The sequence below is a fragment of the Agromyces sp. Y558 genome (assembly GCF_059445415.1).
In genome coordinates, this window is the sequence record NZ_JCAIUH010000001.1 from 2079978 (window position 1) to 2101478 (window position 21501).

Below are 21501 nucleotides of genomic sequence, written 5' to 3' on the forward strand. Positions count from 1 at the left end.
CCGGATGTCTCTGGGTCGAAGCATCATCGCGGGTGCGACGTTGGTCGCGGCATCCGTCGCCCTCGTCTCGTGCGCCCCTGCGCCAGAAGGCGGTGACGGCGGCGAGGCGAGTGAATCGTGCGTGCGGATGGTCACGAACTCGGGCGGCCTCGAAGACCGCTCCTTCAACCAGTCGAGCTGGGAGGGGCTGCAGGCGGCTGAAGACGTGTACGACGTCACCACCGAGGCGATCGTCTCCACAGGGGAGACCGACCTGGCACCGAACGTGCAGCAGGCGGTCGACTCGGGCTGCGAGCTCATCGTCACCGTCGGATGGGAGCTCGCCGAGTCGACGCTCGACCAGGCGGGCAAGAACCCCGACGTCGCCTTCGCGATCGTCGACGAGACGGTCGAGGCCGACAACGTGAAGCCGGTCGTCTTCGACACCGCGCAGGCGGCGTACCTCGCCGGCTATCTCGCGGCGGGCGTCTCGAAGACGGGTGTCGTCGCGACGTTCGGCGGCGGCAACCAGCCGCCGGTCACCCTCTTCATGGACGGCTTCGTCGACGGCGTCGCGAAGTACAACGAGGTGCACGGCGCACAGGTGCGCGCCCTCGGCTGGGACAAGGCCGCGCAAGACGGCACCTTCACCGGCGACTTCGAGGACATCTCGAAGGGCAAGACACTCACGCAAGCATTCATCGACCAGGGTGCCGACGTCATCCTGCCCGTGGCCGGGCAGGTGGGCGAGGGGGCGGCGGCGGCCGCGAGCGAGAATGCCGGCGTCTCGGTGATCTGGGTCGACAGCGACGGCTACGACGTGCTGCCCGCCGAGTTCCACGGTCTCGTGCTCACGAGCGTGCTGAAGAACACCCAGGACGCGATGGTCGAGATCGTCGGCGACGTGCTCGACGGGGCGTTCGACAACGAGCCGTTCATCGGCACACTCGAGAACGGCGGGGTGGAGATCGCGCCGTATCACGACCTCGAGTCGCTCGTGCCGCCCGCGCTCGACGGTGAGCTCGAGGGACTCCGGCAGGCGATCATCGCCGGTGAGATCGTCGTCGAGTCGCCGAGCGCCCCTGAACGTGGCTGAGCACCCCCGTTCACGAGGTCTCCGCCCTGCTCATATGAGCAGAACATCGCGTCTTGATAACCATTGGATGCCGCGTGCCCCTCAGGCCGCGGCGCGCGACGCAACATTCGGTAACGTGACTGCACGAGCCTCGGAACGGTCGGGGCGCAGTCTTTGGAGGACACAGTGAAGGTCACGATCAAGAAGGCCGCCATGGGCGGCCTCGCACTGTTCGGCGCAGCTGTGCTGCTCGCCGGCTGTGCAGCCGCACCCGAAGAAGGCGGTTCCGGCGACGCCGGCGCCCCCGACTTCCTGCCCTGCATCGTCTCGGACTTCGGTGGCTTCGACGACCACTCGTTCAACGAGTCGAGCTTCGATGGCATCACCGAGGCGGCAGAAGAGCTCGGCGTCGAATTCAAGCAGGCCGAGTCGAAGTCCGAAGACCAGTACGAGAGCAACGTCTCGAGCATGGTCGACCAGGGCTGCGACTTCATCCTGACGGTCGGCTTCGCTCTCGCGAACGCCACCCGCGACGCGGCGCAGGAGAGCACCGACACCGAGTTCGCCCTCATCGACTCGGCGCTCTCGAACGACGACTTCTCGCCGTTGACGCTCGACAACGTGAAGCCGGTGCTCTACGACACCGCGCAGGCCGCATACCTCGCGGGCTACCTCGCCGCCGGCACGACCAAGACCGGCACCGTCGCGACGTTCGGCGGCCTGCCGTTCCCGTCGGTGACGATCTTCATGGACGGCTTCGTCGACGGCGTCGCGAAGTACAACGAGGTCAAGGGCACCGACGTCAAGGTGCTCGGCTGGGACAAGGCCGCGCAAGACGGCACCATGGCCGGCAGCTTCGATGACATCAACCAGGGCAAGACCCTGACCCAGGGCTTCATCGACCAGGGTGCCGACATCATCCTCCCGGTCGCAGGCCCGCTCTTCCAGGGCTCGGCTCAGGCCATCCAGGACTCGGGCAAAGACGTCGCCATCATCGGCGTCGACAGCGACCTGTTCCTGACCGCTCCCGAGTTCGGCGAGATGTACCTCACCTCCGTGATGAAGCAGATGACGGATGCCACGCGTGAGATCATCGTCGACGCCGGCAACGACGAGTTCTCGGCCGACCCCTACATCGGCACCCTCGAGAACGAGGGTGTGGGCCTGGCCCCGCTGCACGACTGGGAGTCGAAGGTCGACCCGGCGCTGCTCGACGAGATCGAGCAGCTCAAGGCAGACATCATCAGCGGCACCATCACGGTCGAGTCGCCCTCGACCCCGCAGTAAGGTCCCGCACGACCCTGCAGCACCTGCACCGGAGGGAGGTCGGCACGAGCCGGCCTCCCTCTCGCATGCTCCTGCGGCCGCACGCAACCCGCGTGACGAGCGATCGGTCGACTGCTCATCGGAGCAGGGCATCGCGCGACTGTACAACGCTCAATAGAATCTGGAAGCATGAAGCTCGAACTTCGCGGCATCACGAAGCGATTCGGTGCCCTGGTCGCCAACGACCACATCGACCTCGTCGTCGAGGCGGGCGAGATCCACGCCCTGCTCGGTGAGAACGGCGCGGGCAAGTCCACACTCATGAACGTGCTGTACGGCCTTTACCAGGCCGATGGCGGAGAGATCCTGCTCGACGACGTCGTGCAGCATTTCGCCGGCCCAGGCGATGCCATGAAGGCCGGCATCGGAATGGTGCATCAGCACTTCATGCTGATCCCCGTCTTCACCGTCGCCGAGAACGTCATGCTCGGCCACGAGTCGACCAAGGCCGGCGGCGTGCTCGACCTGCAGACCGCACGCGCGAAGGTGCGCGAGATCTCCGACCGTTTCGGGTTCGACGTCGATCCCGACGCTCTCATCGAAGAGCTGCCCGTCGGCGTTCAGCAGCGCGTCGAGATCATCAAGGCACTCTCGCGCGACGCGCGCGTGCTCGTCTTCGACGAGCCGACGGCGGTGCTCACACCACAAGAGACCGACGAGCTCATGTCGATCATGCGACAGCTCAAAGAGAGCGGCACCTCCATCGTCTTCATCACGCACAAGCTGCGCGAGGTGCGCGAGGTCGCCGACCGCATCACGGTCATCCGGCTGGGCAAGGTCGTCGGTGAGGCCTCGCCGACCGCCTCCAACGAAGAGCTCGCGACGCTCATGGTCGGTCGTGCCGTCGACCTGACGGTCGACAAGGCGCCGGCCGAGCCAGGCAAGCCGGCTCTCGTCGTGCAGAATCTCACGGTGCTCGACCCGCTCGGGCATATCGTCGTCGACGACGTGAGCTTCAGTGTGGCCGAGGGTGAGATCCTCGCCATCGCGGGTGTGCAGGGCAACGGTCAGACCGAGCTCACCGAAGCGCTCCTCGGCCTGCAGCCTCGAGTGCTCGGCGAGATCAGCCTCGATGGCAAGCCGCTCCGAGGCCGTTCAGTGCGCAAGATCCTCGACGCCGGGGTCGGCTTCATACCCGAAGACCGCAACGAAGACGGACTCGTCGGCGAGTTCACCGTCGCTGAGAACCTCATGCTCGATCGATCCGACGGTGTACCGTTCGTGCGGTTCGGCAACATCCAGACCGCGCAGCTCGAGGCTTTCGCCCGCGAGAAGGTCACGGAGTTCGACGTGCGAACGCAAGGCATCGACGAACCGGTGCGCCGGCTCTCCGGTGGCAACCAGCAGAAGGTCGTGCTCGCGCGCGAACTCAGCCGCGATCTCAGGCTCTTCGTCGCTGCCCAGCCGACGCGCGGTGTCGACGTCGGTTCGATCGAGTTCATCCACAAGCGCATCGTCGCCACCCGCGACGCGGGCACACCCGTCATCGTCGTCTCGACCGAGCTCGACGAAGTCGCCGCGCTCGCCGATCGCATCATGGTCATGTACCGCGGTCGTGTCGTCGGCATCGTGCCCGGAGACACCCCTCGAGCCGAGCTCGGACTCATGATGGCCGGCGCCTCCGCAGGCACCGGCGGCCCGAACGCACCTACCGGAGAAGGAGCCGCCGCATGAGCGCCGATCGACCCATGTCGCCGCCCGACGAGGCCGCAGCACCCGACGCAGCGACGACACCGGAGCCTTCCGAGCCGCAGGAGCCGTCGCGCTGGCACATGGCCTTCCGCGAGATCACCACGGGCAACGCGATCATCTCGGTGCTCGCCGTCGTGCTCGCGCTCATCGTGGGTGCGGTCATGATCGCCTTCACGAACAAAGACGTGCAGGCGGCATCCGTCTACTTCTTCGCGCGGCCCGGAGACCTGCTCGTCGCCATCTGGGACTCCGTCGCCGGCGCATACTCGGCGCTCTTCCAGGGCTCGATCTACAACTTCCGGCGCCCGGGCTTCGCCGACGGAATCAAGCCGTTCACCGAGACCCTCACGTTCGCGACGCCCCTCATCGCCGCAGGTCTCGGCGTGGCGCTCGGGTTCCGCGTCGGCCTCTTCAACATCGGCGGACGCGGTCAGATGCTCATCGCCGCGGCGCTCGGCGGTTGGGTCGGGTTCGCACTCGAACTGCCGCCCGTGCTGCACATGGTCGCCGCGCTCGTGGTCGGCATCATCGGTGGTGCGCTCTGGGGCGGCATCGTCGGGTTGTTGAAGGCACGCACCGGGGCCCACGAGGTCATCACGACGATCATGCTCAACTACGTCGCGTTCTACCTCGTGAGTTTCTGGCTGCGCGAGGGCTTCCTCAAGACGCCAGGATCGAACAACCCGAAGAGCCCCGCGACGAGGGAGACGGCGGTGTTCCCCGATCTGCTCGGGCCGAACTACAACCTGCACTTCGGATTCATCCTCGTCATCGCGGCGACCGTCTTCACCTGGTGGCTGCTCTCGAAATCGAACCTCGGATTCAAGTTCCGGGCGGTCGGTGCCAATCCGAACGCCGCTCGTGTCGCGGGCATCAGCGTCAAGCGCATGTACGTCTACGCGATGCTCCTCTCGGGCGGGCTCGTCGGTCTCGCCGGAATCAACCAGGTGCTCGGCCAGACGACGAGCGGATTCGGCGCGGGCATCGACTCGAGCATCGGCTTCGATGCGATCACGGTCGCGCTGCTCGGTCGATCACGCCCGTGGGGCGTCTTCGTCGCCGGAATACTCTTCGGAGCCTTCAAAGCCGGCGGATTCTCGATGCAGGCTGCCGAAGGCGTGCCGATCGACATCGTGCTCGTGGTGCAGTCCCTCATCGTGCTGTTCATCGCGGCACCGCCGCTCGTGCGGGCGATCTTCCGACTTCCGTCGCCAGAGACGGTTCGACAAGCGACCCCGTCCGTCACGAAGGAGGTGGAGGCCAAGTGAGCACCGTCGCCCCTGTGAGCCGGCCGACCGAGCCGCATCAGCCGGCGCCCGGCCCTGCCGTGGCACTCATCCGCAACTGGAAGACTCCCGTCGCGCTCGGCATCTTCAGCGTGCTCGCCCTCCTGCTGTTCGTCGTCTTCGGGCGAGATGGCATCAGCACCATGCGGCTCTCGACCGGCCGCGACCTGATCCAACTGCCAGACGTGCACCTGCCCACCCGTGAGACCGGCATCGTCATCACGATCCTGCTCTTCGTGATCACCGCCATCAGCATCTGGCTCGTCGTGCAACGACGCAAGACGCCGCTCTGGCTCATCTCGATCTTCGCGGTGCTCGCGCTCGTCGGCTTCCTCGCCTGGGCAGCGGCCGGCGCGACGATTCCCGTGCCCGGCCTGCTGTTCGGCTCGCTCAGCCTCGCCGTGCCGCTCATCTTCGGCGCCCTCGGCGGCGTCATCTCCGAGCGAGTCGGCGTCGTGAACGTCGCGATCGAGGGACAGCTGCTCGCGGGCGCCTTCACGTCGGCGCTGGTCGCCTCGATCACCGGGCAGGCGGTGCTCGGTCTGCTGGCGGCGATGGTGGCCGGCATGCTCGTCTCCTTCGTGCTCGCGGCGTTCTCGATCAAGTACTTCGTCGACCAGGTCATCGTGGGTGTCGTGCTCAACGTGCTCGTCACGGGCCTGACCGGGTTCCTCTTCTCCCAGTTGCTGGCGCCCAACGCCGCGACCCTGAATGCGCCGCCGCGATTCGAGCGCATCGACATCCCGTTCCTCTCCGAGATCCCGATCCTCGGGCCGGTGCTGTTCCGCCAGACGCTCATCGTGTACCTCATGTACATCGGCGTCGCGGCGGTGTACTTCGGCATCTTCCACACCCGGTGGGGTCTTCGCCTGCGCGCAGTGGGCGAGCACCCCCAGGCGGCCGACACGGTCGGCATCAACGTGACTGGCACGCGCTTCTGGAATGTCTCGCTGGCCGGCGCGATCGCGGGCCTCGGAGGCGCGTACTTCACGCTCGGTTCGGTCGGCGCCTTCGGCAAAGAGATGACGGCGGGTGCGGGCTTCATTGCGCTCGCAGCGGTTATCTTCGGCCGATGGGACCCGATCCGCGCGACGCTCGCAGCGCTGCTGTTCGGGTTCGCGTCGAACCTGCAGAACGTACTGAGCATCATCGGGTCGCCCGTGCCGAGCGAGTTCATGCTGATGCTGCCGTACCTGGTGACGATCTTCGCGGTCGCAGGTCTCGTCGGACAATCCCGAGGCCCAGCGGCATCCGGCAAGCCATACATCAAATCTTGAGACGGGCGCCCCGCGGGGGCGCCCGCCACCACCCATCCTGGAACGGGGGAGCACCATGACCGCAACGGATGCGATCGACTGGAACGAGCTCCGCGGGCGCGCCCGCGAGGCGATGGCGAAGGCGTACGCGCCGTACTCGGAGTACCCGGTCGGGGCCGCGGCGATCGTCGACGACGGCCGGGTCGTGAGCGGCTGCAACGTCGAGAACGCCTCGTACGGCGTGACCCTCTGCGCCGAGTGCTCGCTCGTCTCGGCGCTCGTCATGTCGGGCGGCGGCAAGCTCGTCGCATTCGCCTGCGTCGACGGTCACGGCGCCGCACTGATGCCGTGCGGGCGCTGCCGGCAATTGCTCTACGAGCACTCAGCCGAGGGGATGCTGCTCGACACCGTTTCGGGAATCAAGACGATCGACGAGGTGCTGCCCGACGCGTTCGGTCCGCGGCAGCTCGCCGAATACAAGGGAGTGAATGCATGAGCACGGTCGAACCGTTCGACGCCGTCGACCTGATCCGCGCGAAGCGCGACGGTCACGAGCTCGAGACGCCCGAGATCGACTGGCTCGTCGATGCGTACACGCGCGGCTACGTCGCCGACGAGCAGATGTCGGCGATGACCATGGCGATCTTCCTGAACGGCATGACCCGCCGTGAGATCCGCGACCTCACGATGGCGATGATCGCGAGCGGCGAGCGCATGGACTTCTCGGGCCTCGGCAAGCCCACGAGCGACAAGCACTCCACGGGAGGTGTCGGCGACAAGATCACGCTGCCGCTCATGCCGCTCGTCGCGACGTTCGGTGTCGCGGTGCCGCAACTCTCGGGCCGCGGTCTCGGCCACACCGGCGGCACGCTCGACAAGCTCGAGTCGATTCCGGGCTGGCGCGCAGACCTCACGAACGACGAGATGTTCGCCCAATTGCGTGATGTCGGCGGCGTGATCTGCGCCGCCGGTGCCGGACTCGCCCCAGCCGACAAGAAGCTCTACGCCCTACGCGACATCACGGGCACCGTCGAGGCGATCCCGCTCATCGCGTCCTCGATCATGTCGAAGAAGATCGCAGAGGGCACGGGCGCACTCGTGCTCGACGTGAAGTTCGGCTCCGGTGCATTCCTCACCGATATCGAGCGGTCGCGAGAACTCGCCCGCACGATGGTCGAACTCGGCGAAGATGCCGGCGTCGCGACTTCCGCACTCATCACGAACATGAATGTGCCGCTCGGTCTCACCATCGGCAACGCCAACGAGGTGCGCGAATCGGTCGAGGTGCTCGCCGGCGGCGGACCTTCCGATGTGCGTGCACTCACCGTCGCACTGGCACGCGAGATGCTCGCGCTCGCGGGCCAGCCCGATGCCGACGTCGAGGCGGCCCTCGACGATGGCCGCGCCATGGACACGTGGCGCCGCGCCATCCGCGCTCAGGGCGGAGACCCCGACGCCGCACTGCCGGTCGCACGAGAGCAGCACGTCGTGACCGCCGAGCGCGACGGTGTGCTCGTCGCGCAGCAGGCGCTGCCGTTCGGCATCGCCGCGTGGCGTCTCGGCGCCGGCCGGGCACGCAAGCAGGACCCGGTGCAGCACGCTGCCGGCATCGAGCTGCACGCCAAGCCCGGCGACGCGGTGCGAAAGGGTGAACCGCTGTTCACGCTGCACGCCGACGAGCCCGCCCGCTTCGCGCGCGCGCTCGACGCGGTCGAGGGTGCGTGGCGCATCGGCGACGCCGGCGACCCGATCGACGACGGCGGCCCGCTGATCGCCGACCGCATCGGTCGCTGACGACAGCGGTTCACGCGGGAATCGGCTTGCTTCGAGATTGCCGAGACTTCAGGGGCGACCTGTCGCTATCGTTGACTCGTGAACACGATTCCGACGGAGTACCGCCTCGAAGGCGACGGCACGAACATCCAGTCCCTGCCGAAGATCTCACTGCACGATCATCTCGATGGCGGCTTGCGTCCGCAGACGCTCATCGAGCTCGCCGATGAGATCGGGCTCGACGTACCGGCGGCCGACGCTGAGGCGCTCGGCCAGTGGTTCACGGAGCAGTCGAACTCCGGTTCGCTCGTCGAATACCTGAAGACGTTCGACCTCACGACGGCCGTGATGCAGACCCGGGCGGGTCTCAGCCGGGTCGCGCGCGAGTTCGTGCAAGATCTCGCGGCCGACGGCGTGATCTACGGCGAGATCCGCTGGGCGCCCGAGCAGCACCTGACGCGCGGTCTCAGTCTCGACGAGACCGTCGAAGCCGTACAGGCGGGCATCGAGCAGGGCATCGACGACGCCCGGAGCCAGGGCCACGGCATTCTCGCCGGCCAGCTCGTCACCGCCATGCGTCACGCCGAGCGCGGCCTCGAGATCGCCGAGCTCGCCGTGCGTCACCGTGACCGGGGCGTGGTGGGCTTCGACATCGCGGGCGCAGAGGCCGGGTTCCTGCCAAGTCGCCACCGCACGGCGTTCGACTACCTCGCGAGCCAGTACCTGCCCGTCACCGTGCACGCCGGCGAGGCCGATGGGCTCGAATCCATCCGCAGCGCGCTGTTCGACGGTCGTGCCCTGCGCCTCGGCCACGGTGTGCGCATCGCCGAAGACCTCATCATCGATCGTCAAGACGACGAGAACACCTACGTGTCGCTCGGTCCGATCGCCCAGTGGGTGCGAGACCGTGAGATCGCGCTCGAGCTGAGCCCGTCGTCGAACCTGCAGACCGGCGCAATCGCGGCGTGGGGCGACGAACTCGTCGACCACCCGTTCGACCTGCTGTACCAGCTGGGCTTCCGTGTGACGGTCAACACCGACAACCGCCTGCAGTCGGGCACGAGCCTCACGCGTGAGCTCGCGCTCCTCAGCGACGCCTTCGGCTACGACCTCGACGACTTCGAGACATTCCAGTTGAACGCCGCGTCATCGGCCTTCCTGCCGCTCGACGATCGCGAACAGCTCGCCGAACAGATTCAAGATGGCTTCGACGAAGCCTGACGCGGCGTTTGCCGCGACGCACCGCGCGCCCGCCTGCATCACCCTGAACGGACCCCCATGACCCTTCCGCCGCTTCCAGACGATGCGATCGTGCTCGGCGCGCATGTCGACGACTGGCGCGCCGCCGTCCGCGAGGCGGGCCGCGCCCTCGTGCGCTCCGGGTCGACCCGTTCGGAGTACGCCGAGCGAATGATCGCGGTGATCGAGGAGTTCGGTGCCTACGTGGTCGTCGCCCCGGGCCTTGCACTCGCGCACGCCCGACCCGGCTCCGATGTGCGCCGCGAAGGGCTCGCAGTCGTGACGCTCGCCGAACCGGTGCCGTTCGGGCATCCGCACAACGACCCGGTGCGAGTGGTCGTCGGACTCGCCGTGTCGAACGCCGAAGAGCACGTGGCATCCGTCGCCAAGCTCGCCAACGCATTCAACGACAGTGGCATCGTCGGGCGCATCGCGCGGGCGACCACGGCCGACGAGGTGCGAGCGCTGCTCGGCTTCGACACTGAGGCCGGCGCATGAAGATCATCGCTGTGTGCGGGTTGGGCATCGGCACGTCCGCCATCCTGAAGGTCAACGCCGAGCGCGCGCTCGACCGCTTGGGCCTCTCTGCCGACGTCGACGCGAGCGATCTGGCGGGCATCGCGGCTGCGGCTGCGGACGCGCAGGTGATCCTGACCTCCACTGAGCTGTCAGAGGCGGTGCGCACCGCGGTCGGACGCAGCTTCGCCGAGATCATCGAGGTGTCGAACTACTTCGACGTCGATGAGATCGGCGCGAAGCTCGAGACATCCCTCGGCTGATCTCTCGCTCCCTGCTCTCTCGCTCCCTGAGCTCTCGCTCTCTGAGCTCTCGCTCCCTGAGCTCGTCGAGTGGAGCTCTTCGAAGGGAGCCTCGGCGAGCGCTCGCTACGCGGTCAGTTGCCGCATGCCGCCTTCGAGGGCTGCGACGGTGGCGGATGCCGCAGCGCGACGCTCGGCGACCGAACCGGTCTCGGCGACGGCGTCGATGTAGACCTTGAGCTTCGGTTCGGTGCCGCTCGGGCGCACCATCACTCGAGCACCACCATCGAGCACGATGCGCAGCACGTCGGACGGAGGCAGCCCGCCGAATCCGTCGGCCAGGTCTTCGATGCGCTCGACTCTGATGCCGCCGACCGACGCAGGGGGCTCTGCGCGGAGCCTCGCCATGATCTCGCCGATGCGGTCGAGTTCGGTGACCCGGATCGAGATCTGGGCCGAGTCGTGGCATCCGAACCGCTCGACGAACGCGTCGAGGTGATCGGCGACCGTTCGACCCTCGGCCTTGAGTGCCGCCGCGAGGGAGAGGAACGCGATGCCGGCCGAGATGCCGTCTTTGTCGCGCACCGTGCCGGGGTTGACGAGGTAGCCGAGCGCCTCCTCGAAGCCGAAGACGAGGTTGGGCGCGCGGGAGATCCACTTGAAGCCCGTGAGCGTCGCCTCGAAGTCGAGGTCGTACGCGCGGGCGATGGCCTCGAGGCCGGGGGAGGAGACGATCGAGCACGCGAGCGCACCGTTCGGACCGGAGTCGCCCGGCGCGGCCGCGGCGCGCTCGGCGGCCTGCCAGCCGAGGATCAGCCCGACCTCGTTGCCGGTGAGGCGCCGGTAGCCCGCTTCGGCGGAGTCGTCGGGAATCGCGATGGCGAGCCGATCTGCGTCGGGGTCGTTGGCGACGATCAGTTCGGCACCGACCTCGCGGGCGCGGGCGAAGGAGAGGTCCATCGCGCCGGGCTCTTCAGGGTTCGGGAACGCCACCGTCGGGAACGCCGGGTCGGGTGCGATCTGCTCTTCGACGAGCGCGGGAGTCTCGAAGCCGGAGGCATCCAGCACGCTCGACATGGTCTGCCACCCGACGCCGTGCATCGCCGTGTAGACGACTCGCGGTTGCGCCGTCGGCGTGGGTGCGACCGCGGCCGTCTGTCGCACGTACTCGTCGATCACCGACTCTGCGGCCGTCTCGATGACGCCGCGAGGCAGTTCGAGCACGTTGACCGTGTCGGCGACCTCGAGGATGCGCGCGGCGATCTCGGCGTCGGCGGGCGGCACGATCTGCGAGCCCCGATCGTCGCCACCGAGGTACACCTTGTAGCCGTTGTCGTTCGGCGGGTTGTGCGAGGCCGTCACCATCACGCCTGTTGAAACATCGAGGTGACGCACCGCGAAGGCGAGCACCGGGGTCGGCAGCAGTCGCGGCATGAGGATCGCGCGCACGCCCGCGCCCGCCATGATCTCGGCCGTGTCGCGCGCGAACACGGCCGAGTTCTTCCGACCGTCGTAGCCCACGATGACCGACGGCGTCTGGCCGAGCTCGGCACGATCGATGACGTACGCCGCGAGCCCTGCGGCCGCTTGGGAGACGAGCACCCGGTTCATGCGGTTCGGGCCTGCCGCGATCTCGCCGCGCAGGCCGGCCGTGCCGAACGCGAGCCGCTCGTCGAAGCGATCGGCGAGATCGGCGGATGCCGCAGGGTCGCCGCCCCGCGCAGCGTCGATGATCGCGGCGAGCTCAGCCCGCGTCTCGGGGTCTGGATCTTGACGGAGCCACGCCTCGGCACGGGCGATGCGCTGCTGGTCGGCGTCGGTCTGCAACATCCGCTGCTCCTTTACTGAGTCGCTCGCCGAGCCTGTCGAAGCGAGTCGTGTACTGAGTCGCTCGCTGAGCCGGTCGAAGCGAGTTGTGGGTGCTCCCTCGACCGGCTCGGGGAACGAGTTGCCTAGAGTTCGGCGACGATTTTGGCGAGCAGGCTCGAGATCACCGGTTCGGCCGAGCGCCCGGCTTCGAGGACCTCTTCGTGGCTCAGCGGCGATTGCTGGATGCCGGCGGCGAGGTTGGTGATGAGCGACATGCCGAGCACCTCCATGCCCGACTGGCGGGCGGCGATGGCTTCGAGGGCCGTCGACATGCCGACGATGTGGCCACCGATGATCTTCGCCATCTGGACCTCGGCGGGCGTCTCGTAGTGCGGCCCGCGGAACTGGCAGTACACGCCCTCGTCGAGTTCGGGCGAGATGGTGCGAGCGAGGTCGCGGAGTCGCTTCGAGTAGAGGTCGGTGAGGTCGATGAATGTGGCGCCCTCGAGCGGCGAATCGGCCGTGAGGTTGATGTGATCGCTGATCAGCACGGGGGTGCCGGGCGTCCAATGCTCTTTGATGCCGCCGGCACCGTTCGTGAGGATCATCGTCGTCACGCCGGTTGCAGCGGCCGTGCGCACCGAGTGCACGACTCGGCGCACCCCGTGGTCTTCGTAGTAGTGCGTGCGTGCCCCGATGACGAGGGCGCGCTTGCCGCTCGGCAGCAGTACCGACCGCAGCGTGCCGACGTGGCCTTCGAGCGCGGGCTTGGAGAACCCGGGCACGTCGGTCGCGGCGATGGTGTGCGTCGTCTCGCCGATGAATTCGGCGGCCCGCCCCCAGCCGCTGCCGAGGGTGAGGGCGATGTCGTGGCGTTCGACGCCCGTGAGCTCCGCGATGCGCTCGGCCGCGAGGGCGGCGATCGCGAACGGGTCGGCGGTCGGGTCGTCGAGCGGGTTGGCAGCGTGCATCATCCCACTCTAAATGAGCGACGGATGCCGCGGCATCCGCTGCTCGTTTACTGACCGAGTGGCCGCAGCTGCCAGAATGTGAGCATGGCCTACGAGTTCGAGCGCACGCAACGCATTGCCATCCTCGGAGGAGGACCCGGGGGATTCGAGGCGGCCCTCGCGGGCGCACAGCTCGGGGCGGAGGTCACGCTCATCGAGCGGACGGGCGTCGGCGGCTCCGCCGTGCTCACCGATGTCGTGCCGTCGAAGTCGCTCATCGCCACCGCAGAGGCGTCGAACGCCGTGAAGGAGGCGGCCGACCTCGGCGTACAATTCTTCGCGAAGGGGTCCTCCGACAAGGCGGTGAAGCCCGAGGTGGCGATCAACCTCGCGGCCGTCAACAAGCGACTGCTCGGGCTCGCCGCTCAGCAGTCCGAAGACATGCGCGGCAACCTCATCGAGGCCGGCGTGAAGCTCGTTCAGGGCGAAGGGCGCCTCGACGGACCGAATGCGGTCATCGTCTCCACAGCCAGGGGCGGCACCGACTTCGACCGCATCGAGGCCGACACGCTCGTCATCTCGGTGGGCGCCTCGCCGCGCGTACTGCCGACCGCGGTGCCCGACGGCGAGCGCATCCTCACGTGGACCCAGCTCTACCACCTGCAGCAGGTGCCCGAGCATCTCATCGTCGTGGGCTCGGGCGTCACGGGTGCCGAGTTCGCGTCCGCCTATCGAGCGCTCGGAGCGAAGGTCACGCTCATCTCGAGCCGCGACCAAGTGCTTCCGGGCGAAGATGCCGACGCGGCATCCGTCATCGAGAAGGTCTTCAAGCGCAACGGCATGAAGGTCATGAACAAGTCGCGTGCCGAGTCGGTCGTGCGCGACGGCGACAGCGTCGTAGCCACGCTCACCGACGGGCGCGAGGTGCGTGGCAGCCACTGCCTGATGGCGGTCGGCTCGGTGCCGAACACGACCGACATCGGGCTCGAAGAGGCCGGTGTGCAGATGTCCGAGAGCGGTCACATCCGTGTCAATCGGGTGGCGCGCACCTCGATGCCGAACATCTACGCCGCCGGCGACTGCACGACGTTCCTGCCGCTCGCCTCGGTCGCCTCGATGCAGGGTCGCACTGCGGTGTTCCACGCCATGGGCGACATCGTGAACCCGCCCGAGCTGCGCAACATCACCTCGAACATCTTCACGCAGCCCGAGATCGCCACCGTCGGCTGGACCGAGAAGGAGATCGAAGAGGGCGTCGTGCCAGGAGTCGTCTACAAGCTGCCGCTCTCGTCGAACCCGCGCGCGAAGATGATGGGCATCCGCGACGGATTCGTGAAGCTCTTCGCTTCGAACGGGTCCGGCGCGATCATCGGCGGCGTCATCGTCGCGCCGAAGGCCTCCGAGCTCGTCTTCCCCATGACGCTCGCGATCGAGCACCGGCTCACTGTCGACCAGTTCGCCGAGGCGTTCCCGGTCTACCCGTCGCTGAGCGGTTCGCTGACGGATGCGGCGAGGGCGATGCACATCGTACGCTGAGGTGTCGCAGCGCCGCGGGGGTCGGTGCCGACAACCGGGGGTGCACATGAATCTGCGTGTGAAATCCGTCGAGGCGTCGATGGCCGACGCCGCCGACGCCGAGCGGAGTCTGAAACGTTCGCTCGGCACTTGGGACCTCGCGCTCATGGGCATCGCCGTCGCCGTCGGTGCGGGCATCTTCTCGGTCGGGGCGCAGGCGGCCGCGAACTTCGCCGGTCCGAGCGTCACCATCTCGTTCCTCCTCGCCGCCGTCACGTGCGGGCTCGCGATCATGTGCTACGCCGAGTTCGCCTCGACGGTGCCCGTGGCCGGCAGCGCCTACACCTTCACGTACGCGACCATGGGCGAGCTCCTCGCGTGGATCATCGGCTGGGACCTGATCCTCGAGATGTTCACCGGCGCGGCCGTCATCGCGAAGTACTGGGGCGTCTACCTCGGCGAGGCGCTGATCGCCTTCGGTCTCCCGTTCCCGGCCACGTTCGAGATCGCGGGGCTCGAGGTGAGCTGGCCGGCGTTCCTCATCGTCGCCGTGTTCACCGCGCTGCTCGTGGCCGGCACGAAGCTCACCGCTCGTGTGGGGTCGGTGTTCACGATCATCAAGGTCGCGATCGTGCTGTTCGTGATCGTGGTGGGGTTCTTCTTCATCAACGCGGCGAACTACGTGCCGTTCATCCCCGAGGCCGTCCCGACCGAGGGGGGCGCCCAGGATGTCTGGACGCAGTCGCTCTTCTCGTGGGCGACTGGCGCGGCGCCCGCGCAGTACGGCATCTTCGGCTTGCTCTCGGCCGCGTCGCTCGTGTTCTTCGCATTCATCGGATTCGACGTCGTCGCCACGAGCGCGGAGGAGGTGCGCGACCCGCAGCGGCGTCTGCCGCGGGGCATCTTCCTCGGCCTCGGCATCGTCACCGCGCTCTACGTGCTCGTCTCGATCGTCATGACCGGAATGGTCTCGTACACGGACCTCGCCGCAGAGGAGACCCCTTCGCTCGCCACTGCGTTCCGCCTCGTCGGCCAGGACTGGGCCTCTGCGGTGATCTCACTCGGTGCGCTCGTGGGACTCACGACCGTGATCATGGTGTTGCTCCTCGGCCTGTCGCGCATCGTCTTCGCGCTCAGTCGCGACGGGCTGCTTCCGCGATGGCTGTCGAAGACCACCGAGCACACCAAGACGCCTGCGCGCATCCAGATCATCAGCGGCACCGTCGTCGCACTCGTCGCGGCGTTCACCGACGTCGGCCTCCTCGAGGAGATGATCAACATCGGCACGCTCTCGGCATTCGTGCTCGTGAGCCTCGGCATCGTCGTGCTGCGCCGCACCCGCCCCGACCTGCCACGCGGGTTCCGGGTCCCTTGGTCGCCCGTGCTCCCGATCCTGTCGGCGGTCCTCTGCCTTTGGCTCATGCTGAACCTGACCACGCTCACCTGGGTGCGCTTCCTGGTGTGGCTCGCGATCGGCATCGTGATCTACCTGATCTACGGACGGCGTCGGTCGAGGGTCGGCCTCGAGGGTGTCAGCGAGGTCGAGCTGCCGACGGCTCAGGGCGCGCCGTAGCGCCGCACTCGAGACACTTTTCTCAGGAGTTCTTCGGACGATCGCCGGATCTCGCACGCATTCTTCCTGAGAAGCGAGCGGTTTCGGCAGGGCGCTCCTGAGAAAGGCAACCCTGGCCGGACGAAGGCCGAGTCGTCCTCCCGAGGACGGCGCCGACGGCGGGAGTCCACAATTCGGATGCCGCGATCCGGCCGTGGTGCGAGTCGCGAACATGCTCGTGGCATGTCTCGGATCACGCAGGTTCTCGCATCGCTCGGCGGCATCGCGGCGCGTGGACAGCTGATCGCGGCGGGTGTTCGTGGGCCCGAGATATCACTCGCTGGGCGCGCTGGGGAGGTCCGGCGCATCCGCCGGGCGCACTACGCACTGCCGACGGCGCCGTCCGGTGCGACCGCAGCAGTTCGAATCGGCGGTCGAGTCGGATGCATGGCCGCGGCACGGAGCTACGGTGTCTGGGTGAACGATGGCGATGTGGTGCATGTCTCGCTGCCGACGAACGCTGCGCGACTCCGCACGAACCGCGTGCTTGTTCCGTGCGACGAGCCGCTGACCGCGGATCGAAGCGAAGTCAAGGTCGAACTGCACTGGTCGGATGTCGCGGTCTCTCGTCGCGCTCCTGAAGAGTCGTCATGGCGGGTGCCGCTGGAAACGGCGCTCGGACAGATCGCGAGGTGCGCCGCGCGCGTCGATGTCGTCGCTGCATTCGAGTCGGCGGTGCAGACCCGACAGCTCGGGCTTGCAGCAGCCCAACACTTGCTCGACGCGACTGCACCTGACCGGCTCGGCGCTCCCGTGCTCTGCGGGCTGGACGGCTCCGGAGCTGAGACCTATCTTGCCGAGACGTTTCGCGAGCTCGACGTGACGTTCGCCCAACAGGTGCCGTTCGACGGCGTGGGCTTCGTCGACTTCCTCGTCGATGGGCGGCTGATCGTCGAAGTCGACGGCTACCGGTACCACGAGGGTCGCGAAGCGTTCCGACGTGATCGTCGACGTGATGGTGCGATGCTCGGTCGAGGAATACCGACGTTGCGGATCCCAGCTGAGCTGGTCATCGCTGATCGCTTCGCCGCGGCGCGCCTCGTCGCCGACGCGCTCGCCGCGCTCGCCGCCTGAGCCGCAGCCCCTCGCCGTGCACAACCTGAACCGCGGCTGCCCGCCCACGTGAGGACCGCGCTTCTCAGGAACGACGCCCCGGACTCGTCCGCTTCTCAGGAGAAACAGCACGAAAGACGCTCCCCGGAGCGAAAAACTCCTGAGAAGAGGTGCGTCAGGCGTCGTTGATCGCGAGCAACAGGTGCCCGCTCGAGACGGTGGCTCCGGCCTCGGCGTTCACGAGGCCGACGACACCGTCTTTGTGGGCGAGGATCGGTTGCTCCATCTTCATGGCTTCGAGTACGAGCACGAGATCGCCCTTGACGACATGGTCGCCTTCGACGACCGCGACTTTCACGATGGTCGCCTGCATCGGCGCCTTCACGGCGTCGCCGGTCGAGGTGGCGACCGAGTGCGCGGCGGTGCGGCGGCGAGGGGCAGGGCCGGCGGTGTGCGCTGCGGATGCCCCGCCGGCGAGTCGCTTCGGCAGAGTGACCTCGACCCGGCGACCTGCAACCTCGACGACGACGCTCGTGCGCGCGGCGGGGCCGCTCGTCTCGGCGAGTTCGCCCGACCAGGGCTCGAGCTGGTTGTCGTACTCGGTCTCGATCCAGCGCGTGTAGATCGAGAAGGGCTCATCGCCCTCGGGCGCGAACGCCGGGTCGTTCACGATGTCGCGGTGGAAGGGCAGCACGGTCGGCAGCCCGGCGACCTCGAACTCGTCGAGGGCACGACGGGCCCGCTCGAGCGCATCGCGGCGGCTGGAGCCTGTGACGATGAGCTTCGCGAGCAGCGAGTCGAAGGCGCCGGAGATCTCGTCGCCGGTGGTGACCCCCGAGTCGACGCGCACACCGGGGCCGCCGGGGAAGCGCAGCACGTGCACGGGACCGGGTGCGGGCAGGAAGCCGCGACCCGGGTCTTCGCCGTTGATGCGGAATTCGATCGAATGACCGGTCGAGATGGGATCGGCGTAGTCGAGCACGCCGCCCTCGGCGAGGCGGAACTGCTCGCGCACGAGGTCGATGCCCGTGACCTCTTCGGAAACCGGGTGCTCGACCTGGAGGCGCGTGTTCACCTCGAGGAACGAGACGGTGCCGTCTTGGCCGATGAGGAACTCGCAGGTGCCGGCGCCCACGTAGCCGACTTCGCGGAGGATCGCCTTCGAGGACTCGTAGAGCAGCGTGGTCTGGGCCTCGGTGAGGAAGGGCGCCGGGGCCTCTTCGACGAGCTTCTGGTGGCGGCGCTGCAGCGAGCAGTCGCGGGTCGAGACGACGACGACGTTGCCGTGCGCGTCGGCGAGGCACTGCGTCTCGACGTGGCGGGGCTTGTCGAGGTACTTCTCGACGAAGCACTCGCCACGGCCGAACGCCGCGACGGCCTCGCGGGTGGCCGACTCGAAGAGCTCGGGCACCTCTTCGCGGGTGCGGGCGACCTTGAGGCCTCGCCCGCCGCCGCCGAAGGCGGCCTTGATGGCCACGGGGAGGCCGTGCACGTCGACGAAATCGAGCACTTCGGAGGCATCCGCCACGGGGTTGAGCGTGCCGGGTGCGAGCGGCGCGCCGACCTTCTCGGCCACGTGCCGTGCGGAGACCTTGTCGCCGAGGCGTTCGATGGCCTCGGGCGACGGGCCGATCCAGACGATGCCGGCGTCGATGACGGCGCGGGCGAAGTCGGGGTTCTCGGCCAGGAAGCCGTAGCCGGGGTGCACGGCGTCGGCACCCGAACGGCGGGCGACCGAGAGGATCTTCTCGATCACGAGGTAGGTCTCGGCGCTCGTGGTGCCGTCGAGGGCGTAGGCCTCATCGGCGAGCTTGACGTGCCGCGCGTCGCGGTCTTGATCGGCGTAGACGGCGACGGCTTCGAGGCCGGCGTCACGGGCGGCCCGGATGACGCGGACGGCGATCTCGCCACGGTTGGCGATGAGGACCTTGGTGATTCGCGGCATAATGCTCAAGCCTATGGCTCGGGGCGAGTCGTCCTTTGGGTGCCTTCCACAAAAAGAGCGGATGTCTCTTGCGGACGTCGACAATCGCGTCGCTTCGACAAACTCAGCGAGCGGTCGTTGCTCCTCAGCGAGCGGCCGTTGTTCCCTGAGCGAGCGGTCGTTGTTCCCTGAGCCTGTCGAAGGGATCCGTTGTCGCACTCAGCCCGTGCGGTTCCAGAGCGAGGGCCACGCCACGCCGAGCTCCCGCACGAGGTCGCGCAGCGTCGACAGGGAGAGGCCGACGACCGTCGACGGGTCGCCCTCGACGCGCCGGATGAACGGACCGCCGAGACTGTCGATCGTGAACGCGCCCGCTACGAGAAGCGGCTCGCCCGAGGCGATGTACGCATCGATCTCGGCCTCGTCGAGCGCCGCGAAGCGCACCGTCGCGACATCCGCCCGCCCGACCGCGCCGTGCACCCGGCCGCCGCGGTGATCGATCAGCCAGTGTCCGGACCACAGCTCGCCGTGCCCGCCGTTCTGGGCGAGCCAGCGCTGCCTCGCCACCTCGGGCCGGTGCGGCTTGCCGTGGATCGCGCCGCCCGTGAGGAACGCCGAGTCGCCGCCGAGGATGAGCCCGTCGATCGGCTCGCCGCCCGGCTCGGTACCGACGAGCGCCTCAGCCTTCGCCTGAGCCAAGAGCTGCACCATCTCGCGCGCCGCCAGCGGCCCCGACTCGGCCTCGCGCGCGGCGACGACGGCCTCCTCATCGACGCCGGGCGGCGCCGCGATCGGCTCGATGCCGGCGGCACGGAGGGTCTGCAACCTGGCGGGCGAGGTCGAGGCGAGGTAGAGGCGCATGCGTCCATCCTGCCCCGGGGCGCCGGCGCTGTGGAATGCTCGTTGCATGGCAGAGAACCGACGTCCCCGTCGTCCAGGCGCGCGCAGGCAGACGCGGTCGCCCCGCCTCGCCCCGAAACCGCCCGCCACCGACGGCCCCGTGATCGAGGTCGACATCGAGCGGGTCGCGCACGGGGGAGTGTTCGTCGCCCATCACGAGGGGCGCGTGGTGTTCGTCGCCGATGCGATCCCCGGTGAGCGCGTCGCAGCACGGGTCAGCGACCAGGGGCGTGAGCGGTTCTGGCGAGCCGAGACCGTGTCGGTGCTCGACGCGTCGCCCGACCGGCGAGCGCACGTCTGGGCCGAGGCATCCGTCGACCGCGCGCCCGAGCTGCGGGCAGGGGGCGCCGAGTTCGGTCACATCCTGATGCCGCGGCAGCGTGCGCTGAAGGGCGAGGTGCTGCGCGAGGCGCTCTCGCGAATGGCGGGCGTCGACACCGACGTCGAGGTTCGACCCGTCGACCCGCTGCTCGCGCCAGGGGCCTCTGTCGAGACCGGAACGGGCTGGCGCACCAGGATGCGCCTCCACGTCGGCCCAGACGGTCGTGTGGGGCCGTACGCCGCCCGAAGCCACTCGGTCGTGCCCGTGGCATCCGTGCCTCTCGCGGTACCCGAGCTCGAGGCGCTGGCGCCACTCGAAGACCGATTCCCGGGTGCGAGCGCGGTCGACCTCGTCGCGCCGAGCGCCGGCGACCCGGCGATCGTCCTGGTCGAGGGCGAGCGGATGTCTCGTGGCCCGCGCACCACGATCGAGGAGCGCGTGGGCGATCGCGCCTTCCAGCTCGATCGCGACGGCTTCTGGCAGGTGCACCGAGGTGCCGCGGCGACCCTCACTCGCGCGGTGCAGGAACTCATCGACGGTGACCTGTTCGACCCGCGTGCGGCCAACCACGACCTCTACGGCGGTGTCGGGCTGCTCGCGGCCGCCGTCGGCGACCGTTTCGGTGAGACGGTGCGCATCACGACCGTCGAGTCCGATGCGCGCGCGACCGAGCACGCCGGCGCGAACCTCGCCGAGTGGATCGGCGCCCGCGCGGTGACCGCGCGCGTCGACCGCTACCTCGACGAACTCGCGGCGGAGTCGGGGGCAGCCGAACGCGGGCGCTTGCGCGACGCCACGATCGTGCTCGATCCGCCGCGCTCCGGCGCGGGCCGCGCGGTCGTCGAACGGCTCGCCGAGCTTCGTCCGCGCCAACTCGTCTACGTGGCGTGCGACCCGGTGGCTTTCGCCCGAGACGTCGGGCTCTTCCGCGGGCTCGGCTACGAACTCGACGAGCTGCGCGCGTACGACCTGTTCCCGAATACCCACCACGTCGAAGCGGTCGCACGGCTCCGCGCTATCGTGTGAACGTGG

18 protein-coding genes are annotated in these 21501 nt (G+C 68.3%); 14 read left to right on the top strand and 4 right to left on the bottom strand.

Annotated elements, in window-relative coordinates:
- The first annotated feature begins 4 nt into the window (after positions 1 to 4).
- From AC1C2T_RS09750 to AC1C2T_RS09795, 10 genes are all read left to right on the top strand, one after another.
- The gene (locus tag AC1C2T_RS09750) at positions 5 to 1075 is read left to right on the top strand and encodes a BMP family lipoprotein (RefSeq protein ID WP_495362356.1); all 1071 of its coding nucleotides are present in this window, start codon (positions 5 to 7) and stop codon (positions 1073 to 1075) included.
- A gap of 165 nt (positions 1076 to 1240) precedes the next feature.
- Positions 1241 to 2341, top strand: a complete 1101-nt coding sequence (locus tag AC1C2T_RS09755) for a BMP family lipoprotein (RefSeq protein WP_495362357.1) — start codon at positions 1241 to 1243, stop codon at positions 2339 to 2341.
- A gap of 168 nt (positions 2342 to 2509) precedes the next feature.
- On the top strand, positions 2510 to 4054 hold the full coding sequence (locus tag AC1C2T_RS09760; protein WP_495362358.1) for an ABC transporter ATP-binding protein: 1545 nt from the start codon (positions 2510 to 2512) through the stop codon (positions 4052 to 4054).
- Positions 4051 to 5340, top strand: a complete 1290-nt coding sequence (locus AC1C2T_RS09765) for an ABC transporter permease (RefSeq protein WP_495362359.1) — start codon at positions 4051 to 4053, stop codon at positions 5338 to 5340. Before AC1C2T_RS09760 ends, AC1C2T_RS09765 begins: the two co-directional genes overlap by 4 nt.
- Complete coding sequence (locus tag AC1C2T_RS09770) at positions 5337 to 6635, top strand: ABC transporter permease (protein ID WP_495362360.1); 1299 nt, start codon at positions 5337 to 5339, stop codon at positions 6633 to 6635. Before AC1C2T_RS09765 ends, AC1C2T_RS09770 begins: the two co-directional genes overlap by 4 nt.
- Before the next feature lie 55 nt (positions 6636 to 6690).
- Complete coding sequence (locus tag AC1C2T_RS09775) at positions 6691 to 7110, top strand: cytidine deaminase (RefSeq protein ID WP_495362361.1); 420 nt, start codon at positions 6691 to 6693, stop codon at positions 7108 to 7110.
- The gene (locus AC1C2T_RS09780) at positions 7107 to 8408 is read left to right on the top strand and encodes a thymidine phosphorylase (protein WP_495385147.1); all 1302 of its coding nucleotides are present in this window, start codon (positions 7107 to 7109) and stop codon (positions 8406 to 8408) included. Before AC1C2T_RS09775 ends, AC1C2T_RS09780 begins: the two co-directional genes overlap by 4 nt.
- A gap of 78 nt (positions 8409 to 8486) precedes the next feature.
- On the top strand, positions 8487 to 9608 hold the full coding sequence (locus tag AC1C2T_RS09785; protein WP_495362363.1) for an adenosine deaminase: 1122 nt from the start codon (positions 8487 to 8489) through the stop codon (positions 9606 to 9608).
- A 57-nt stretch (positions 9609 to 9665) separates the two neighbouring features.
- Positions 9666 to 10124 (top strand): PTS sugar transporter subunit IIA, encoded by a 459-nt coding sequence (locus AC1C2T_RS09790; protein WP_495385148.1) that lies wholly within the window; start codon positions 9666 to 9668, stop codon positions 10122 to 10124.
- Positions 10121 to 10405 (top strand): PTS sugar transporter subunit IIB, encoded by a 285-nt coding sequence (locus AC1C2T_RS09795; protein WP_495362365.1) that lies wholly within the window; start codon positions 10121 to 10123, stop codon positions 10403 to 10405. The genes AC1C2T_RS09790 and AC1C2T_RS09795 overlap by 4 nt, the downstream gene beginning before the upstream one ends.
- Before the next feature lie 105 nt (positions 10406 to 10510).
- Here the strand turns inward: AC1C2T_RS09795 and AC1C2T_RS09800 are convergent, their stop codons facing one another.
- Both AC1C2T_RS09800 and AC1C2T_RS09805 read right to left on the bottom strand, forming a co-directional pair.
- A complete protein-coding gene (locus AC1C2T_RS09800) occupies positions 10511 to 12214 on the bottom strand; it encodes a phospho-sugar mutase (RefSeq protein ID WP_495385149.1) in 1704 nt (567 codons plus the stop codon).
- Positions 12215 to 12336: 122 nt separating this feature from the next.
- Positions 12337 to 13164: a purine-nucleoside phosphorylase gene (locus tag AC1C2T_RS09805; protein ID WP_495362367.1), complete on the bottom strand. Its 828-nt coding sequence runs from the start codon at positions 13162 to 13164 to the stop codon at positions 12337 to 12339.
- A gap of 84 nt (positions 13165 to 13248) precedes the next feature.
- Between AC1C2T_RS09805 and AC1C2T_RS09810 the strand changes: the two genes are divergently transcribed.
- The 3 genes from AC1C2T_RS09810 to AC1C2T_RS09820 all read left to right on the top strand — a co-directional run bounded on the left by AC1C2T_RS09810 (position 13249) and on the right by AC1C2T_RS09820 (position 17344).
- The gene (locus AC1C2T_RS09810; protein WP_495362368.1) at positions 13249 to 14679 is read left to right on the top strand and encodes an NAD(P)H-quinone dehydrogenase; all 1431 of its coding nucleotides are present in this window, start codon (positions 13249 to 13251) and stop codon (positions 14677 to 14679) included.
- Between the two features lie 46 nt (positions 14680 to 14725).
- The gene (locus tag AC1C2T_RS09815) at positions 14726 to 16231 is read left to right on the top strand and encodes an APC family permease (protein WP_495362369.1); all 1506 of its coding nucleotides are present in this window, start codon (positions 14726 to 14728) and stop codon (positions 16229 to 16231) included.
- Between the two features lie 222 nt (positions 16232 to 16453).
- Entirely contained in the window at positions 16454 to 17344 is an 891-nt protein-coding gene (locus AC1C2T_RS09820; RefSeq protein WP_495385150.1) for a putative endonuclease domain-containing protein, read from the top strand.
- A 154-nt stretch (positions 17345 to 17498) separates the two neighbouring features.
- Here the strand turns inward: AC1C2T_RS09820 and AC1C2T_RS09825 are convergent, their stop codons facing one another.
- Together AC1C2T_RS09825 and AC1C2T_RS09830 are read right to left on the bottom strand one after the other, a co-directional pair.
- A complete protein-coding gene (locus AC1C2T_RS09825; protein ID WP_495385151.1) occupies positions 17499 to 19268 on the bottom strand; it encodes an acetyl/propionyl/methylcrotonyl-CoA carboxylase subunit alpha in 1770 nt (589 codons plus the stop codon).
- Between the two features lie 198 nt (positions 19269 to 19466).
- The gene (locus AC1C2T_RS09830) at positions 19467 to 20108 is read right to left on the bottom strand and encodes a Maf family protein (RefSeq protein ID WP_495362372.1); all 642 of its coding nucleotides are present in this window, start codon (positions 20106 to 20108) and stop codon (positions 19467 to 19469) included.
- A gap of 46 nt (positions 20109 to 20154) precedes the next feature.
- Here AC1C2T_RS09830 and AC1C2T_RS09835 point away from each other — a divergent pair, with 46 nt between their 5' ends.
- Positions 20155 to 21495 (top strand): class I SAM-dependent RNA methyltransferase, encoded by a 1341-nt coding sequence (locus tag AC1C2T_RS09835; RefSeq protein ID WP_495385152.1) that lies wholly within the window; start codon positions 20155 to 20157, stop codon positions 21493 to 21495.
- Positions 21496 to 21501 lie beyond the last annotated feature (6 nt).

Coding starts and splice junctions, on each gene's coding strand:
- AC1C2T_RS09750 (WP_495362356.1), top strand. CDS start 5: ATGTCTCTGGGTCGAAGCATCATCGCGGGTGCGACGTTGGTCGCGGCA.
- AC1C2T_RS09760 (WP_495362358.1), top strand. CDS start 2,510: ATGAAGCTCGAACTTCGCGGCATCACGAAGCGATTCGGTGCCCTGGTC.
- AC1C2T_RS09765 (WP_495362359.1), top strand. CDS start 4,051: ATGAGCGCCGATCGACCCATGTCGCCGCCCGACGAGGCCGCAGCACCC.
- AC1C2T_RS09775 (WP_495362361.1), top strand. CDS start 6,691: ATGACCGCAACGGATGCGATCGACTGGAACGAGCTCCGCGGGCGCGCC.
- AC1C2T_RS09780 (WP_495385147.1), top strand. CDS start 7,107: ATGAGCACGGTCGAACCGTTCGACGCCGTCGACCTGATCCGCGCGAAG.
- AC1C2T_RS09790 (WP_495385148.1), top strand. CDS start 9,666: ATGACCCTTCCGCCGCTTCCAGACGATGCGATCGTGCTCGGCGCGCAT.
- AC1C2T_RS09795 (WP_495362365.1), top strand. CDS start 10,121: ATGAAGATCATCGCTGTGTGCGGGTTGGGCATCGGCACGTCCGCCATC.
- AC1C2T_RS09800 (WP_495385149.1), bottom strand. CDS start 12,214: ATGTTGCAGACCGACGCCGACCAGCAGCGCATCGCCCGTGCCGAGGCG.
- AC1C2T_RS09805 (WP_495362367.1), bottom strand. CDS start 13,164: ATGCACGCTGCCAACCCGCTCGACGACCCGACCGCCGACCCGTTCGCG.
- AC1C2T_RS09810 (WP_495362368.1), top strand. CDS start 13,249: ATGGCCTACGAGTTCGAGCGCACGCAACGCATTGCCATCCTCGGAGGA.
- AC1C2T_RS09815 (WP_495362369.1), top strand. CDS start 14,726: ATGAATCTGCGTGTGAAATCCGTCGAGGCGTCGATGGCCGACGCCGCC.
- AC1C2T_RS09820 (WP_495385150.1), top strand. CDS start 16,454: ATGTCTCGGATCACGCAGGTTCTCGCATCGCTCGGCGGCATCGCGGCG.
- AC1C2T_RS09825 (WP_495385151.1), bottom strand. CDS start 19,268: ATGCCGCGAATCACCAAGGTCCTCATCGCCAACCGTGGCGAGATCGCC.
- AC1C2T_RS09830 (WP_495362372.1), bottom strand. CDS start 20,108: ATGCGCCTCTACCTCGCCTCGACCTCGCCCGCCAGGTTGCAGACCCTC.
- AC1C2T_RS09835 (WP_495385152.1), top strand. CDS start 20,155: ATGGCAGAGAACCGACGTCCCCGTCGTCCAGGCGCGCGCAGGCAGACG.